The organism is Streptomyces sp. Go-475, assembly GCF_003330845.1.
Taxonomy (GTDB): Bacteria; Actinomycetota; Actinomycetes; order Streptomycetales; family Streptomycetaceae; genus Streptomyces.
Genome location: NZ_CP026121.1, coordinates 3345868 through 3361722, shown reverse-complemented (window position 1 = coordinate 3361722; position 15855 = coordinate 3345868). Strand labels below are relative to the sequence as shown.

Sequence of the window (15855 nt, the reverse complement as noted above, 5' to 3'; positions counted from 1 at the left end):
CACGACTGCCCGCGGCTAGGGAGCGGGCAACTCCCGCGGCTCCCGCAGCTGGGGAGCGGGCAAGTACGGGGCCGTCGACGGGAGGTTCAAGTCCGACGGGAGCAAGGAGCCGATCCAGGTGTCGTGGCGTACGCCCTTGTTGTTGGTCGCGGAGCGCAGTGTGCCCTCGATCGTGAAGCCGGCTCGTTCCGCCACCGCGCGCGAGGCCCGGTTGCCCACCGTCGCGCGCCATTCGATGCGGTCGATCGCCGCGTGGACGAAGGCCCAGCGGCAGGCGGTGAGGGCGGCTTCCGTGATGTAGCCGTGGGAACGGTGCCGCTTCGCCGTCCAGAAGCCGATCTCGCCCATGCCCAGGGCTCGCATGGTGATGCCCAGCATGCCCGCCAGTTCCCCGGAGTGGAGGAAGACGCCGAAGGTGAACATGGAGCCGTCCGCCCAGCCGTCGGGAGCCAGCTGCTCCGTGAAGCTCTGGGCGTGCTCGCGCAGATAGGGCGAGGGGATCGTCGTCCAGCGCTGGATGTCGGGGTCCTGACAGGCCTCGTACACCGCGTCGGTGTCCTGGGGGCCGACCGTGCGCAGCAGGAGGCGGTCCGTGGTGAGGGTGACGGGGTCCATCGGCCGATTCTGCTCGGAGGCGGCCGGTGGTGCCATCTGTTTGCCCTCGGTGAGCGAGTGATCACGCCTGGTGCAATTCGATGGGGGAATGCGGCACTATCCGTGGGGCCGGGGCGTTGTCCCCTTTGAAGCAGACATGAATCAGAATTGAAGCAGCGGACGGTCGCCGTCACGGCAGGCCCTCCCGGCGCGGTGGGGTCCTCGCATACGATGGCCGTTGCTCAGTAAGTCAAGTGGTAACCGACCGTCCCAGGCCCGACCGGCAAGGAGACCAACCCCCGTGTCCGTCCTCTCGAAGATCATGCGTGCAGGCGAAGGCAAGATCCTGCGCAAGCTGCACCGCATCGCGGACCAGGTCAACTCCATCGAAGAGGACTTCGTCGACCTCTCCGACGCCGAGCTGCGGGCCCTCACCGATGAGTACAAGCAGCGGTACGCCGACGGTGAGAGCCTGGACGACCTGCTGCCCGAGGCCTTCGCCACCGTCCGCGAGGCCGCCAAGCGCGTCCTGGGCCAGCGGCACTACGACGTGCAGATGATGGGCGGCGCCGCCCTGCACATGGGGTACGTGGCCGAGATGAAGACCGGTGAGGGCAAGACCCTCGTCGGCACGCTGCCGGCGTACCTGAACGCGCTGTCCGGCGAGGGCGTCCACATCATCACGGTCAACGACTACCTGGCCGAGCGCGACTCCGAGATGATGGGCCGCGTCCACCGCTTCCTGGGCCTGAGCGTCGGCTGCATCCTCGCCAACATGACGCCGGCTCAGCGCCGCGAGCAGTACGCCTGCGACATCACCTACGGCACGAACAACGAGTTCGGCTTCGACTACCTCCGCGACAACATGGCGTGGTCCAAGGACGAGCTCGTCCAGCGCGGCCACAACTTCGCCATCGTCGACGAGGTCGACTCCATCCTCATCGACGAGGCCCGTACGCCGCTGATCATCTCCGGCCCGGCCGACCAGGCCACCAAGTGGTACGGGGACTTCGCCAAGCTGGTGAAGCGCCTCAAGCGCGGCGAGGCCGGCCAGCCCCTCAAGGGCATCGAGGAGACCGGCGACTACGACGTCGACGAGAAGAAGCGCACGGTCGCCATCCACGAGTCCGGCGTCGCCAAGGTCGAGGACTGGCTGGGCATCGACAACCTCTACGAGTCGGTGAACACCCCGCTCGTGGGCTACCTGAACAACGCCATCAAGGCGAAGGAACTGTTCAAGAAGGACAAGGACTACGTCATCATCGACGACGAGGTCATGATCGTCGATGAGCACACCGGACGTATCCTCGCCGGCCGCCGTTACAACGAGGGCATGCACCAGGCGATCGAGGCGAAGGAAGGAGTGCCGATCAAGGACGAGAACCAGACGCTCGCCACGATCACCCTCCAGAACTTCTTCCGCCTCTACAAGCGCCACGACCACAACGGCAAGGAACAGCCCGGTCTGTGCGGCATGACCGGTACGGCGATGACCGAGGCCGCCGAGTTCCACCAGATCTACAAGCTCGGTGTGGTGCCGATCCCGACCAACCGGCCGATGATCCGCAAGGACCAGTCCGACCTGATCTACCGGACCGAGGTCGCCAAGTTCGAGGCCGTGGTCGACGACATCGAGGAGAAGCACCGCAAGGGGCAGCCGATCCTCGTCGGCACCACCTCCGTCGAGAAGTCCGAGTACCTCTCGCAGCAACTGAGCAAGCGCGGCATCCAGCACGAGGTGCTCAACGCCAAGCAGCACGACCGGGAGGCGACGATCGTCGCCCAGGCCGGCCGCAAGGGCGCCGTCACGGTGGCCACGAACATGGCCGGCCGTGGTACGGACATCAAGCTCGGCGGCAACCCCGAGGACCTCGCCGAGGCCGAGCTGCGCCAGCGCGGTCTCGACCCCGAGGAGCACATCGAGGAGTGGGCGCACGCCCTGCCCGAGGCGCTGGAGCGGGCCGAGAAGGCCGTCAAGGCGGAGAAGGAAGAGGTCGAGAAGCTCGGCGGGCTCTACGTGCTGGGCACCGAGCGGCACGAGTCGCGGCGCATCGACAACCAGCTGCGCGGTCGTTCCGGCCGTCAGGGCGACCCGGGCGAGTCCCGCTTCTACCTCTCCCTCGGTGACGACCTGATGCGGCTGTTCAAGGCCCAGATGGTCGAGCGCGTGATGTCGATGGCGAACGTGCCGGACGACGTGCCGATCGAGAACAAGATGGTCACGCGCGCGATCGCCTCCGCGCAGTCGCAGGTCGAGCAGCAGAACTTCGAGACCCGCAAGAACGTCCTGAAGTACGACGAGGTCCTCAACCGCCAGCGCGAGGTCATCTACGGCGAGCGGCGCCGCGTCCTGGAGGGCGAGGACCTGCACGAGCAGATCCAGCACTTCATGGACGACACCATCGACGCCTACGTCCAGGCCGAGACCGCCGAGGGCTTCCCCGAGGACTGGGACCTCGACCGGCTGTGGGGCGCCTTCAAGCAGCTCTACCCGTGCAACGTCACGGTCGAGGAGCTGGAGGAGGCGGCCGGCGACCGGGCCGGTCTCACCGCCGAGTTCATCAGTGACTCCATCAAGGACGACATCCACGAGCAGTACCAGGCCCGTGAGGCGCAGCTCGGCTCCGAGATCATGCGTGAGCTGGAGCGCCGGGTCGTGCTGTCGGTCCTCGACCGCAAGTGGCGCGAGCACCTCTACGAGATGGACTACCTCCAGGAGGGCATCGGCCTGCGCGCGATGGCGCAGAAGGACCCGCTGGTCGAGTACCAGCGCGAGGGCTTCGACATGTTCACCGCCATGATGGAGGGCATCAAGGAGGAGTCCGTCGGCTACCTGTTCAACCTGGAGGTCCAGGTCGAGCAGCAGGTCGAGGAGGTCCCCGTCGAGGACACCAAGCCCGTGGCCGACCTGGAGAAGCAGGACTCGGTGCCGGCGCAGGCGGGTGCCCGGCCGGAGATCCGCGCCAAGGGCCTCGACGTCCCGCAGCGGCGCAACCTCCACTTCTCCGCCCCGACGGTCGACGGCGAGGGCGGCACCATCGAGGGCGACTTCACCGAGGACGGCGAGCCGGTGCGTTCCGAGGCCGACGGCCTCACGCGCGCGGAGCGCCGCAAGCAGGCGAAGAGCCGGGGACGCCGCAAGAAGTGAGTGACGGTGGCTGAGGCACCGTAGCGGCTTGAAGGGCCGGGCACCCGAGGGTGTCCGGCCCTTCGGCGTGAGGGGGCCGGGCGGCGACCCCCGGGGCGGGCCGGAGGGTCAGTCGGCCTCGGCGCGGGGTGGACGGGGGCCGCCCAGCTCCACCGCCGTGCAGCGCCAGCGGAGGTCCTGGCCGAGTTCCAGCCGGAAGGCCATGGCGCGCAGTTGGTCGCCGGCGCCGATGCGGGCGAAGGCCTCGATGGCGCCGGGGCGGGGTTCGAAGTAGCCGATGTCCCGGACGACGGGGCGGGCGCCGCGTGTGCGCAGGGGGCCGCGCTCGGCCAGCCAGGCCAGTTCGTCGTAGGCGCGTCCGCGGGTGTGGCGGAGCATCGAGTGGACGGGGCGGTGGCCGCTCAGGACGGCGAGGAGGAGGTCGGCGAACAGGTCGGTGGGCAGGGGGTGGGGGATCGCGGCGATTCGGCGGGAGCCGTGGGCAGGGAGGCCGGGGGTGGGCTCTGAGGTGGCTGGGGCGGACAGGGTGCCCGAGGTCGTGGCTGTGGTGGCCGGGGTGATGGCTGTGGTGGGCGCCGGAGCGGTGCCCGCCGCCGGCGTGCGGGGTGCCGTGCGGGAGCGCGTGAGGGTCGGTGGGCGGGTGTCGGCGGGGCGGGTGCGAGGGCGCTGGGACCGGGCGGTCGCCGGGGGCTGACCGCCGGCTGCGGCCCGGGTGCGGCCGGGGCCGTCGCCGGGGGTGCGGGGCGGGGCGGCGCTGCCGGAGGTTCGGGGCCGGGGGCTGCCTGCCGGGGCCGGTGGGGTGGTTGGACGCGGGTTCGTGCTTCCGGCGGTTCGGGGTGAGGTGTGGCCGTCTGGCGCTGGTGCGGTGGGGGTGCGCGGTGCGGTGGTGTGTGGGTTCGTGCTTCCGGCGGTCCGGGGTGAGGTGTGGCCGTCCGGGGCTGCTGGGGTGGTCGTCCGCGGGGAGGCGTTTCCGGCGGCTCGCGGTGGGGTGGTGCCGGTGCGGGTGCCCGTGCCGCGTGGGGTGGGGGTGCCAGGGGTGTGCTGGTCTCGGCGGGACGGCGGGCGGGTGGCCGGGCGGCGCTGTGCCCTGGTCATGACCTTGTGCATGGGGGGTCCCCGTTCCGTGGGCCCGGTTCATACCGGGGAGTAACTTCGGGTTGCTGATCTTGTACGGGGCCGACGGGGGCAGGGGCAAGGAAGCGGGCCGCGGGTTCTCGGCGCCGGAATGTTCACCTATCCGGGTGATTTAGGGGGTGTGGGCCCCGTCAGTGCCGGGGTGTGCCGGGTGAATTCCGGGCCTGAGGTGGACGCGTTCGGCGTCACCGGCCGGGACTCGAAAGGGGACGCGCCGCACGTATCCTGAAGGCCGTCCGGCGCTCTTGACCATGAATACCGACCAAGCAGTCCGACCTTGAAACCGACCACGAAAGCGGCCTGCCATGCGTGTCTACGTGCCCCTGACCCTCCCCGCTCTCGCCGAGGCGTACAAGACGGGTGAGCTGGGAGCCGGGCCGTTCGTCGCCTACGCCGTGACGCCCGCGCTGCGCGAGTGGTACCTCTCCGACGACATCGAGGAACTGGAGTACGCGGCGCTGAGCCGGGCGGCGCTGGCCTCGCTGCGGCTGCTGGCGGCCGACCCGGAGGCGCCGCGGCGCCGGGTCGTGGTCGCCGTCGACGTCGCCGACCGGGCCGCGAGCGCCGACCCCGACCGGGGGCTCGACCCGGCGGCGCTGGGGGAGGTGCGGGTCGCGGGTGCGGTGCCGCTCGCCAAGGCGGCGTCGGTGCACGTCGACGCGGCGGACGCGGAGGCCGATGTGACGGCGGCCGCGGACGCGCTGCCGGCGGCGGACGGCGGGGACGACGACGCGCAGTTCGTCGTGGACGGCGCGGAGGACCACGAGCTGCTGTGGTTCGCCACCCAGGAGATTCCGAATCTGGTGGGGCGCGGGGACTGAGCGGCGCTCCTGGCGGGGGGCGCGTTGAGGTGCCGTTCTCTTGATTGTCAGTGGGGGCGGGTACGTTTTCGGGCATGGGGATGAAGACGGGCGCGCACATTGTCTGGGACTGGAACGGCACGCTGTTCCACGACATCGACGCGATCATCGGGGCGACGAACGCGGCATTCGGCGAGCTGGGGCTGGAGCCGCTGACGCTTGAGCAGTACCGGGAGCTGTACTGCGTGCCGGTGCCCAAGTTCTACGAGCGGCTGATGGGCAGACTGCCCACCGAGGCCGAGTGGGAGCTGATGGACGGCATCTTCCACCGGTACTACGCGGAGCACCGGGTGACGTGCGGGCTGACGGTGGGGGCCGAGGAACTGCTGGCAGGGTGGCGGTCGGCGGGGCGCAGTCAGTCGATCCTGAGCATGTACGTGCACGAGGAGCTCGTGCCGTTGGTGCGGCAGTTCGGGATCGAGCCGCATTTCATACGGGTGGACGGGCGCACCGGGCCGTCGGGCGGCAGCAAGGCCGAGCACATGGTGCGGCATCTCGGGTCGCTGAGTGGGGTGGACCCTGAGCGCACGGTGGTGATCGGGGACGCCGCGGACGATGCGGTGGCCGCGCTGCACGTGGGGGCGCGGGCTGTGCTGTACACCGGGGGGTCGCACAGTCGGGCGAGTCTGGAGGCGGTGGGCGTGCCGGTCGTGGACACGCTGGAGGAAGCGGTCGAGGAGGCGGAGCGGCTCGCGGCGTAGCCGGAGTGCTCCGCGTTGTTGCCGAAGCCGGGTGGGTGCGCAGCTCGGCGCGACGAGGTGCCGCTGCGCCCACCCGTGCCGCCCCAGCGGCACGATTGCCCGCAGCTGGGTGGACCAGCACCCCGCAGCTAGGTGCGCGCACTGTGCAGAACGTCAAACTTGCAGGGCTGGTTTTGTACACATACGGCTCATGACGGGGGCCCTGTAAGGAGCGATAGCCTTGGTGGCGTGATCAGCGCGATAGTTCGCGGGGACGCCGATGTCCCTGCCCTGCGCCCGGAGAGCACGGACGACATCCGTGTCCGGGCGGCGGTCGCTGGTCTTCGCGGGCGGGACGGGGCATCGAGGACTCCCGGGACGCCGAGCACCACCCGGACCCAGGCGTCGCAGAGAGCAGCGTCACACCGGTGGAGCAGCTCAAGAATGGCTCAGACACCCCCGCTCATCTCGCCTTGCGGCATAGCGTCGGAACAGACCGGATACCCCGTGTCACGACGTGACGTCGCAAGCGCAGAGGCCGTACTTCCTTCTACGTCACGCAACGGCGCGCGACAGGAGCCAGAGGACAATGCAGACCAAGCTGGACGAAGCCAAGGCCGAGTTGCTCGAGAGGGCCGCTCGGGTAGCTGAGAACAGCCCGGTCGGGGGGCACCTACCGACCGGGTCGACGGGCGAGGAGACCCCAGACGCCCAGGAAGCTCCGGACCGCGAGTCCCTGCTCACGTTCCTCCAGCGTTACTACCTGCACACGGCCCCGGAGGACCTCACCGACCGCGACCCGGTCGACGTCTTCGGAGCCGCCGTATCGCACTACCGGCTGGCCGAGAACCGCCCCCAGGGCACGGCCAACGTGCGGGTGCACACGCCCACCGTGGAGGAGAACGGGTGGACGTGCAGCCACTCCGTCGTGGAGGTCGTCACCGACGACATGCCCTTCCTCGTCGACTCCGTCACCAATGAGCTGACGCGGCAGGGGCGTGGCATCCACGTCGTCATCCACCCGCAGTTCGTCGTCCGGCGGGACGTGACCGGCAAGCTCATCGAGGTGCTGCCCACGCCCGCGACCGGCGCCGGGAGCCTCCCGCACGACGCGCACGTCGAGTCCTGGATCCACGTCGAGATCGACCGCGAGACCGACCGGGCCGATCTGAAGCAGATCACCGCCGACCTGCTGCGCGTGCTGTCCGACGCCCGTGAGGCCGTCGAGGACTGGGGCAAGATGCGGGACGCGGCGATCCGGCTGGCGGAGGGGCTGCCGGACGAGTCCATCCCCGGCGACCTGCCCGGACCGCAGGTCGAGGAGGCCCGCGAGCTGCTGCGCTGGCTGGCCGACGACCACTTCACCTTCCTCGGTTACCGCGAGTATCAGCTCCGCGACGACGACTCCCTGGCCGCTGTGCCCGGCACCGGCCTCGGCATCCTGCGCGCCGACCCGCACCACTCCGACCAGGAGAGCCACCCGGTCAGCCCGTCCTTCGAGCGGCTGCCCGCCGACGCCCGGGCCAAGGCCCGCGAGCACAAGCTGCTCGTCCTGACCAAGGCGAACAGCCGGGCGACCGTGCACCGGCCGTCGTACCTGGACTACATCGGCGTGAAGAAGTTCGACGCCGAGGGCAACGTCGTGGGCGAGCGGCGGTTCCTCGGGCTGTTCTCGTCCGCCGCGTACACCGAGTCCGTGCGGCGCGTCCCCGTCATCCGGCGCAAGGTCGAGGAGGTCCTCGAACAGGCCGGGTTCTCGCCCAACAGCCACGACGGGCGGGACCTGCTGCAGATCCTGGAGACGTACCCGCGCGACGAACTGTTCCAGACCCCGGTCGACGAGCTGCGGTCCATCGTCACCTCCGTCCTCTACCTCCAGGAACGCCGGCGCCTGCGCCTCTACCTGCGCCAGGACGAGTACGGGCGCTACTACTCCGCCCTCGTCTACCTCCCCCGCGACCGCTACACCACGGCCGTCCGCCTGCGGATCATCGAGATCCTCAAGGAGGAGCTCGGCGGCATCAGCGTCGACTTCACGGCCTGGAACACCGAGTCGATCCTCTCCCGGCTGCACTTCGTGGTCCGCGTCCCGCAGGGCACCGAGCTGCCGGAGCTGTCCGATGCCGACAAGGAGCGCATCGAGGCCCGGCTGGTGGAGGCAGCCCGCTCCTGGGAGGACGCCTTCGCCGAGGCGCTCAACGCCGAACTCGGCGAGGAGCGCGCGGCCGAACTGATGCGCCGCTACGCGCACGCCTTCCCCGAGGGCTACAAGGCCGACCACAACCCGCGCGCCGCGGTCGCCGACCTCGTCCACCTGGAGCAGCTGAACGCCGAGGAGGGCAAGGACTTCGCGCTCAGCCTCTACGAGCCGGTGGGCGCCGCACCCGAGGAACGTCGCTTCAAGATCTACCGCACGGGCGACGCGATCTCCCTGTCGGCGGTGCTGCCGGTCCTCAACCGGCTCGGCGTCGAGGTCGTCGACGAACGGCCGTACGAGCTGCGCTGCTCGGACCGCAGCGTGGCCTGGATCTACGACTTCGGGCTGCGCATGCCCCGCGCCAAGGGCGGCGGCATGGACTACCTGGGCGACGACGCCCGCGAGCGGTTCCAGGACGCCTTCGCGGCCACCTGGACCGGCAAGGCGGAGAACGACGGCTTCAACGCCCTGGTGCTGAGCGCCGGGCTGAGCTGGCGCCAGGCGATGGTGCTGCGGGCGTACGCGAAGTACCTGCGCCAGGCGGCGTCGACGTTCAGCCAGGACTACATGGAGGACACCCTCCGCAACAACGTCCACACCACCCGGCTGCTCGTCTCCCTGTTCGAGGCGCGGATGTCGCCGGACCGGCAGCGCGCGGGACACGAGATCGTGGACGCGCTGCTGGAGGAGGTCGACGCGGCCCTCGACCAGGTCGCCTCGCTCGACGAGGACCGGATCCTCAGGTCCTTCCTCACGGTCATCAAGGCGACCCTGCGGACGAACTTCTTCCAGGAGGCCGCGGGCGGCAAGCCGCACGAGTACGTCTCCATGAAGTTCGACCCGCAGGCCATCCCGGACCTGCCCGCGCCGCGCCCGGCGTTCGAGATCTGGGTGTACTCGCCCCGGGTCGAGGGCGTGCACCTGCGCTTCGGCAAGGTCGCGCGCGGCGGCCTGCGCTGGTCCGACCGGCGGGAGGACTTCCGCACGGAGATCCTCGGCCTGGTCAAGGCGCAGATGGTGAAGAACACCGTCATCGTGCCGGTCGGCGCGAAGGGCGGCTTCGTCGCCAAGCAGCTGCCGGACCCGAGCGTCGACCGCGACGCGTGGATGGCCGAGGGCATCGCCAGCTACAAGACGTTCATCTCGGCGCTGCTCGACATCACCGACAACATGGTCGCGGGCGAGGTCGTGCCCCCGGCCGACGTCGTCCGGCACGACGAGGACGACACCTACCTCGTCGTCGCCGCCGACAAGGGCACCGCGACCTTCTCCGACATCGCCAACGGGGTCGCCGAGAAGTACAACTTCTGGCTCGGGGACGCCTTCGCCTCCGGCGGCTCCGCCGGCTACGACCACAAGGGCATGGGCATCACCGCCCGCGGCGCCTGGGAGTCCGTCAAGCGGCACTTCCGGGAGCTGGGCGTGGACACCCAGACCGAGGACTTCACGGTCGTCGGCATCGGTGACATGTCCGGTGACGTGTTCGGCAACGGCATGCTGCTCTCCGAGCACATCCGCCTGGTCGCCGCCTTCGACCACCGGCACATCTTCATCGACCCGAACCCGGACGCCGCCACCTCCTACGCCGAGCGCCGCCGCCTGTTCGAGCTGCCCCGCTCCAGCTGGGAGGACTACAACAAGGAGCTGCTGTCGGCCGGCGGCGGGATCTTCCCGCGCACGGCCAAGGCGATCCCCGTCAACGCGCACATCCGCGAGGCCCTCGGCATCGAGGCCAAGGTCACCAAGCTGACCCCGGCCGACCTGATGAAGGCCATCCTCCAGGCGCCGGTGGACCTGCTGTGGAACGGCGGCATCGGCACGTACGTCAAGTCCTCCGCCGAGTCCAACGCGGACGTCGGCGACAAGGCCAACGACGCCATCCGCGTCGACGGCCAGGACCTGCGCGTCAAGGTCGTCGGCGAGGGCGGCAACCTCGGCCTCACCCAGCTGGGCCGGATCGAGTTCGCGCTGCACGGCGGCCGGATCAACACCGACGCCATCGACAACAGCGCGGGCGTGGACACCTCCGACCACGAGGTGAACATCAAGATCCTGCTCAACGGCCTGGTCACCGACGGCGACATGACCGTCAAGCAGCGCAACAAGCTGCTCGCCGACATGACCGACGAGGTCGGCCGGCTGGTGCTGCGCAACAACTACGCGCAGAACACGGCGATCGCCAACGCCCTCGCCCAGTCCAAGGACATGCTCCACGCCCAGCAGCGCTTCATGAAGCACCTGGTCAGGGAGGGCCACCTCGACCGGGCGCTGGAGTTCCTGCCCACCGACCGGCAGATCCGCGAGCGGCTCAGCAACGGGCAGGGCCTGACCGGGCCCGAGACGGCCGTCCTGCTGGCGTACACGAAGATCACGGTCGCCGAGGAGCTGCTGCACACCTCGCTGCCCGACGACCCGTACCTCAAGGGCCTGCTGCACGCGTACTTCCCGACCGAGCTGCGCGAGCAGTTCCCCGACCGGCTCGACGGCCACCCGCTGCGCCGTGAGATCACCACGACGGTGCTGGTCAACGACACGGTCAACACGGGCGGTACGACGTATCTGCACCGGCTGCGCGAGGAGACCGGCGCGTCGCTGGAGGAGATCGTGCGGGCGCAGACCGCGGCCCGGGCGATCTTCCGCCAGTCCCCGGTGTGGGACGGGGTCGAGGCGCTCGACAACAAGGTCGAGGCCGAGGTCCAGACCCGCATCCGGCTGCACTCCCGTCGTCTGGTGGAGCGCGGCACGCGCTGGCTGCTCAACAACCGGCCGCAGCCGCTGGAGCTCGCCGAGACGGTCGACTTCTTCGCCGACCGGGTCGAGCAGGTCTGGGGGGAGCTGCCGAAGCTGCTGCGCGGCGCCGACCTGGAGTGGTACCAGAAGATCCACGACGAGCTGACGGGCGCCGGCGTGCCGGACGAGCTCGCCACCCGGGTGGCCGGGTTCTCCTCCGCCTTCCCGACGCTCGACATCGTCTCGGTCGCGGACCGCATGGGCCGGGAGCCGCTGGACGTCGCCGAGGTGTACTACGACCTGGCCGACCGGCTGCGCATCACCCAGCTGATGGACCGCATCATCGAGCTGCCCCGCGCGGACCGCTGGCAGTCCATGGCCCGCGCGGCGATCCGCGAGGACCTGTACGCGGCGCACGCGGCGCTGACCGCCGACGTCCTGGCGGTGGGCAACGGCACCTCGACGCCCGAGCAGCGCTACCAGGCGTGGGAGCAGAAGAACGCGGCGATCCTCGGCCGGGCCCGGACGACGCTGGAGGAGATCCAGAGCTCGGACGCGTTCGACCTCGCCAACCTGTCGGTGGCGATGCGCACGATGAGGACGCTGCTGCGGACGCATTCGTAGGGCGTACGGCGTGGCGAGCGCCCCGGGCCGGCCACCGGCCCGGGGCGCTCGTTCTTGGCCCGCCTTAGGGCGATTCGAGTGGAGGACTTACCGAATCCGGCTAAGGCTTGTGGCGTGACTGTGAACCTGTCCGAGGAGCGAGCGGCCGCTCCCGCCCTCCCCGTCAAGCGCGTCGTCCTCGAAGTGGTGAACTTCGCGGTGGTCGGCGGCAGCGGCGTCGCGGTGAACTTCCTGGTGTTCAACGTGCTCCTGCACGGGCTGCACTGGGCCGCCATGGTGGCGACCGTGCTGGCCAGCCTGGTCGCCATGGGCAGCAACTACCTCGGTTTCCGGTACTTCACCTACCGCGACAGGGCGTCGCGGACGAGGCGCCAGATCGTGCTGTTCTTCGTCTTCAGCGGCATCGGCGTCGCCATGGAGAGCGGGCTGTTCTTCGCCGGGTACCACGGGCTGGGGCTGGCCGGGCCCGTCGAGTCGAACCTGGTCAAGGCGGTCTCCATCGTGCTGGCGTCGGCCTTCCGGTTCCTCGTCTACCGCACCTGGGTGTTCCAGCACGATGCGCGCCGCGCCTAGACCGGCGGTCGTCGCCGCGCAGGCCGCCGCCGCGGTGGCCGTCCTGCTGCTGCTCCTCGTGATCGTGCGGCTGCCGTGGGCCGGGGACCTCGGGATGCACGCGGCGACCGTGCAGCGGCTGCGGCACGACCTCGTCGACCCGGGCAACCCGCTCGTCGACGCGGACACGCCGAGTCCGTACTACTCGCCGTGGATGCTGGTGCTCGGGTGCGTCGCGCGGGTGAGCCGGCTGTCGGTCTTCGTGGTGCTGCGGCTCGGGGCGCTGGCCGGACTCGGGCTGCTGGTGAGCGGGGTGTGGCGGTACGTGCGGACCCTCGACGGCCATCGGGCCGCGCCCGCCCTGGCCCTGCTGAGCCTGCTGTTCCTGTGGGGGACGGCCCTGTTCAACTGGAGCGGCTTCTACGGGCTCAACTCGCTCGCGCTGACGGTGTCGTATCCGAGCGTGTTCGCGCTGGGTCTGGCGTTCCACCTCTGGGCGTGGCTGGGGCGGGCGGTGCGCCGGGACGCGGGATGGGGGACGTGGCTGGGGCTGGGGGCGCTGTGGGCGGTGATCCTGCTCTGTCACCAGTTCTCGGGCGTGGTGGCCTCGCTTGGGGTGATCGCGACGCTGCTCGCCGCGCGGCCGGGGCGGGGCACGTGGCTGCGGCTCGGGGGCGGGGCCGTGGTGGGGCTCGGGGTGCTGCTGCTGTGGCCGTACTACGACTTCTTCGCGCTGTCCGGGGCGGGGGACGGGCTGGAGGCGGTGCACCGGCCGCTGTACGAGGACCTGCTCGGGCGGTACTGGCTGGTGCTGCTCGGGGTGGTGGCCCTGGGGGTGCGGTGGGGGCGGGACCGGTGGGATCCGCTGGTGCTGTTCTTCGGGCTGGGGGTGGTCGTCGTCGCGGCGGGCGGGCTGAGCGGGCACTACTCGTGGGGCCGGGCGTTGCCGGCGGCGCTGATCCCGGCGCAGCTCGCGGCGGCGCTGGAGGCGGTGGCGGCCGGGCGGCGGGCGGTGCGGGCGGGGTGGGCGTGCGCGCTGGGCGCGGCGCTGGCCGTGGGGGCGTGGACGCAGGCCGGGACGGTCGGGTACGTGGTGCCGCGGGGGGATCTGCCGGAGGCTGTCGCGGAGAAGTACCGGCAGCCGTGGGCGGGGTACCACTGGATCACGCCGTGGGTGAAGTACGGGGACGTGGTGATGGCCCGGGCGGGGCGGCCGGCTCGGCAGATCCCGGCGTACGGGGCGTACACCGTGGCGCCCGGGTATCCCGACTTCTTCCTGCCGGACGAGGGGCGGCGGGAGGAGGCTGTGCGGCGGTACTTCGCGGAGGGGGCGTCGGGGAGGGCGCGGGGGGAGATCCTGCGGGCGTATGGGGTGCGGTGGGTGGTGGCGGGGGCGGCTGCGCGGGGCGCCGGGCTCCGGGAGGTGGCTCGGGGGCCTGGGGGGCAGGTGCTCTATGCGGTGCTGCGGTGAGGCGGTGAGGCGGTGAGGCGGTGTGGCGCGGTTGTACGACTGGGTGGCGGTGGCTGGACGCGTTGGTGCTGAGGGCGGGGCGTTGCGCAGCCCGGCGGAGCGGGGTGCCTCCCCCGAGCTCTCGGCTTCGCTCGAGCAGGGGGGACCCCCATCGCCCACCCGTGCCGCCCTTAGCGGCACGATTGCCCGCAGCTGAGCGGGTCATCGGCTACCTGAGCGCGCTCGCCACCAACCGCGCCGCCCTCTTCAGCCGGGGGCGGCCCAGGTGGCGTACCGCGGGGCGGATCAGAGTCGCCGTCACACCCGTCGGTTCCCAGCGGGCCTGGAGGCGGCCCGGGCCGTGGCCCTCGGGTTCCAGGGTGAGGCGGTGGTGGGGGATGCGGGTGGTCAGGGTGGGGAACGTCAGGGGGGCCAGGAGGAGGCCCGTGTTGGTCAGGCCCTGGTGGTGCAGGCGGAGCAGGGGGTGGCGGACTCCGGTGAAGCCATGGAGGGGGAGGGACGCCGCCGCCAGATCCAGGTGGGCGTGGCCCTCGAAGACGCCGGGGCGGACGGGGGAGAGGCGGAAGTCGACGCGGAGGCGGCGGCCGCCCGGGGCGATGAGGAGCGCCGCGCGTTGGGGGCCGACGGGGAGGCGCAGGGCCGGGTCGTACGTGCGGATGGTGAGGTCGACCGAGGCGCCGGGGCCTCGGGTGATCTCCGTGATCTCGTGGCGGAACTGGGCGCTCGGGAAGGGCCGGGTCTCCAGTTCCAGGTCCGAGATGTCCAGTTCGCGGCGGGACCAGGCGTCGGAGGGGATCCGGTCGCCCCAGTAGGCGCGGCCCTCCGCGTCCGTCGTCACCCGCCTCGGGGCGACTCCGTGGCCCAGGCCCCGGGCGGCCAGCCGGGCTTCGCGCAGGCGGCGGTCGCGGATCAGCTGGATCACCACGCGCTCGGCGCGCGGGAGGCGGGTGAACGCGCCCGGGGTGAGCGTGTCGAGGTAGGGGGTGACGATGTCCGCGAAGGACGTCAGCCAGGCGTCGTCCCGGTAGGGCAGGTCACCGGCGTACATCCGGAAGTCGTGCTTGAGGAACTTGTGGTCCTTGTCCTCGCGCAGCGACTCGTGCCCGCTCTCGGCCAGGAACGTGTCGATGAGGTGCTGGACGTGGATCCGGTCCCGGACGTTGGCGAGCTTGTGCCGCTGGTTGGATATCGAGGCCGCGTCGGAGGACGCGTACGGGGCCACGTACCAGCGGTACACCGGCTCCGGGATGATCGTGAAGCGCTTGGCCAGGCAGTACGCCTGCGCCGAGAACAGCTGGTCCTCGTAGTGGATGCCCTCGGGGAAGCGCAGGCCGTGCCGGTCGAGGAAGGCGCGGGCGTACATCTTGCTCGTCGACAGGTGCTCGAAGAGCAGCCGCGGGTCGGCCTCGATGCCGTCGAGCGTGCGGCGCTCGGCGACCAGGTGCGGCATCCACGTCGAGCGGCGGCCGCTGTCCGCCCGGATCCGCTGCACCGCGCCCATCGCGAAGTCGATCTCGCGCTCGCGGTGCGCGGCGAGCAGCAGTTCGACGGCGTCGTCGGGGAGTTCGTCGTCGCTGTCGAGGAACATCAGGTACGGCGCCCGGGCGGTCTCCAGCGCGCGGTTGCGCGGGGCGCTGCAGCCGCCGCTGTTGCGCTCCAGGCGGAGGTGGCGGATGCGGGGGTCCTCGGCCGCCAGCCGCTGGGCCACCGCCGGGGTCGCGTCCGTGGAGTGGTCGTCGCTGATGACGATCTCGATGTTCGCGTGGGTCTGCCGGCGCACCGAGTCGACCGCGCGCGTGAGGCGTTCGGCGTCGTTGTAGACGATGACCGTCACGGTGACGTCGGGGGTGCTCATGACGTCCTGG

8 protein-coding genes and 1 pseudogene are annotated in these 15855 nt (G+C 70.9%); 6 read left to right on the top strand and 3 right to left on the bottom strand.

Annotation, left to right across the window (positions count from 1 at the left end):
• Positions 1-15 precede the first annotated feature (15 nt).
• Positions 16-615: a GNAT family N-acetyltransferase gene (locus tag C1703_RS15325; RefSeq protein ID WP_114253226.1), complete on the bottom strand. Its 600-nt coding sequence runs from the start codon at positions 613-615 to the stop codon at positions 16-18.
• A 280-nt stretch (positions 616-895) separates the two neighbouring features.
• Between C1703_RS15325 and secA the strand changes: the two genes are divergently transcribed.
• The gene (gene secA / locus C1703_RS15320) at positions 896-3742 is read left to right on the top strand and encodes a preprotein translocase subunit SecA (RefSeq protein WP_114253224.1); all 2847 of its coding nucleotides are present in this window, start codon (positions 896-898) and stop codon (positions 3740-3742) included.
• Positions 3743-3850: 108 nt separating this feature from the next.
• Here the strand turns inward: secA and C1703_RS15315 are convergent.
• Positions 3851-4198: pseudogene (locus tag C1703_RS15315) on the bottom strand (Rv3235 family protein); the annotation flags it as partial.
• Between the two features lie 983 nt (positions 4199-5181).
• On the opposite strand from C1703_RS15315, the gene C1703_RS15310 reads away from it, so the two are divergent.
• From C1703_RS15310 to C1703_RS15290, 5 genes are all read left to right on the top strand, one after another.
• A complete protein-coding gene (locus tag C1703_RS15310) occupies positions 5182-5697 on the top strand; it encodes a hypothetical protein (RefSeq protein ID WP_114253222.1) in 516 nt (171 codons plus the stop codon).
• A 74-nt stretch (positions 5698-5771) separates the two neighbouring features.
• Complete coding sequence (locus tag C1703_RS15305; protein WP_114257430.1) at positions 5772-6437, top strand: HAD hydrolase-like protein; 666 nt, start codon at positions 5772-5774, stop codon at positions 6435-6437.
• Between the two features lie 568 nt (positions 6438-7005).
• Positions 7006-11967 (top strand): NAD-glutamate dehydrogenase, encoded by a 4962-nt coding sequence (locus tag C1703_RS15300; RefSeq protein ID WP_114253220.1) that lies wholly within the window; start codon positions 7006-7008, stop codon positions 11965-11967.
• Between the two features lie 114 nt (positions 11968-12081).
• Positions 12082-12540, top strand: coding sequence for a GtrA family protein (locus C1703_RS15295; protein WP_232840494.1), 459 nt, complete (start codon positions 12082-12084; stop codon positions 12538-12540).
• Positions 12524-13990, top strand: a complete 1467-nt coding sequence (locus tag C1703_RS15290; RefSeq protein WP_114253216.1) for a hypothetical protein — start codon at positions 12524-12526, stop codon at positions 13988-13990. Before C1703_RS15295 ends, C1703_RS15290 begins: the two co-directional genes overlap by 17 nt.
• Positions 13991-14198: 208 nt before the next feature.
• Here C1703_RS15290 and C1703_RS15285 read toward each other — a convergent pair whose 3' ends face one another.
• Complete coding sequence (locus C1703_RS15285) at positions 14199-15845, bottom strand: glycosyltransferase family 2 protein (RefSeq protein WP_114257429.1); 1647 nt, start codon at positions 15843-15845, stop codon at positions 14199-14201.
• Positions 15846-15855 lie beyond the last annotated feature (10 nt).

Bases quoted from the DNA above. Each gene is read 5' to 3' on its own strand.
- C1703_RS15290 (WP_114253216.1), top strand. From the start codon at position 12,524: ATGCGCGCCGCGCCTAGACCGGCGGTCGTCGCCGCGCAGGCCGCCGCC.
- C1703_RS15305 (WP_114257430.1), top strand. From the start codon at position 5,772: ATGGGGATGAAGACGGGCGCGCACATTGTCTGGGACTGGAACGGCACG.
- C1703_RS15285 (WP_114257429.1), bottom strand. From the start codon at position 15,845: ATGAGCACCCCCGACGTCACCGTGACGGTCATCGTCTACAACGACGCC.
- C1703_RS15300 (WP_114253220.1), top strand. From the start codon at position 7,006: ATGCAGACCAAGCTGGACGAAGCCAAGGCCGAGTTGCTCGAGAGGGCC.
- C1703_RS15325 (WP_114253226.1), bottom strand. From the start codon at position 615: ATGGACCCCGTCACCCTCACCACGGACCGCCTCCTGCTGCGCACGGTC.
- C1703_RS15310 (WP_114253222.1), top strand. From the start codon at position 5,182: ATGCGTGTCTACGTGCCCCTGACCCTCCCCGCTCTCGCCGAGGCGTAC.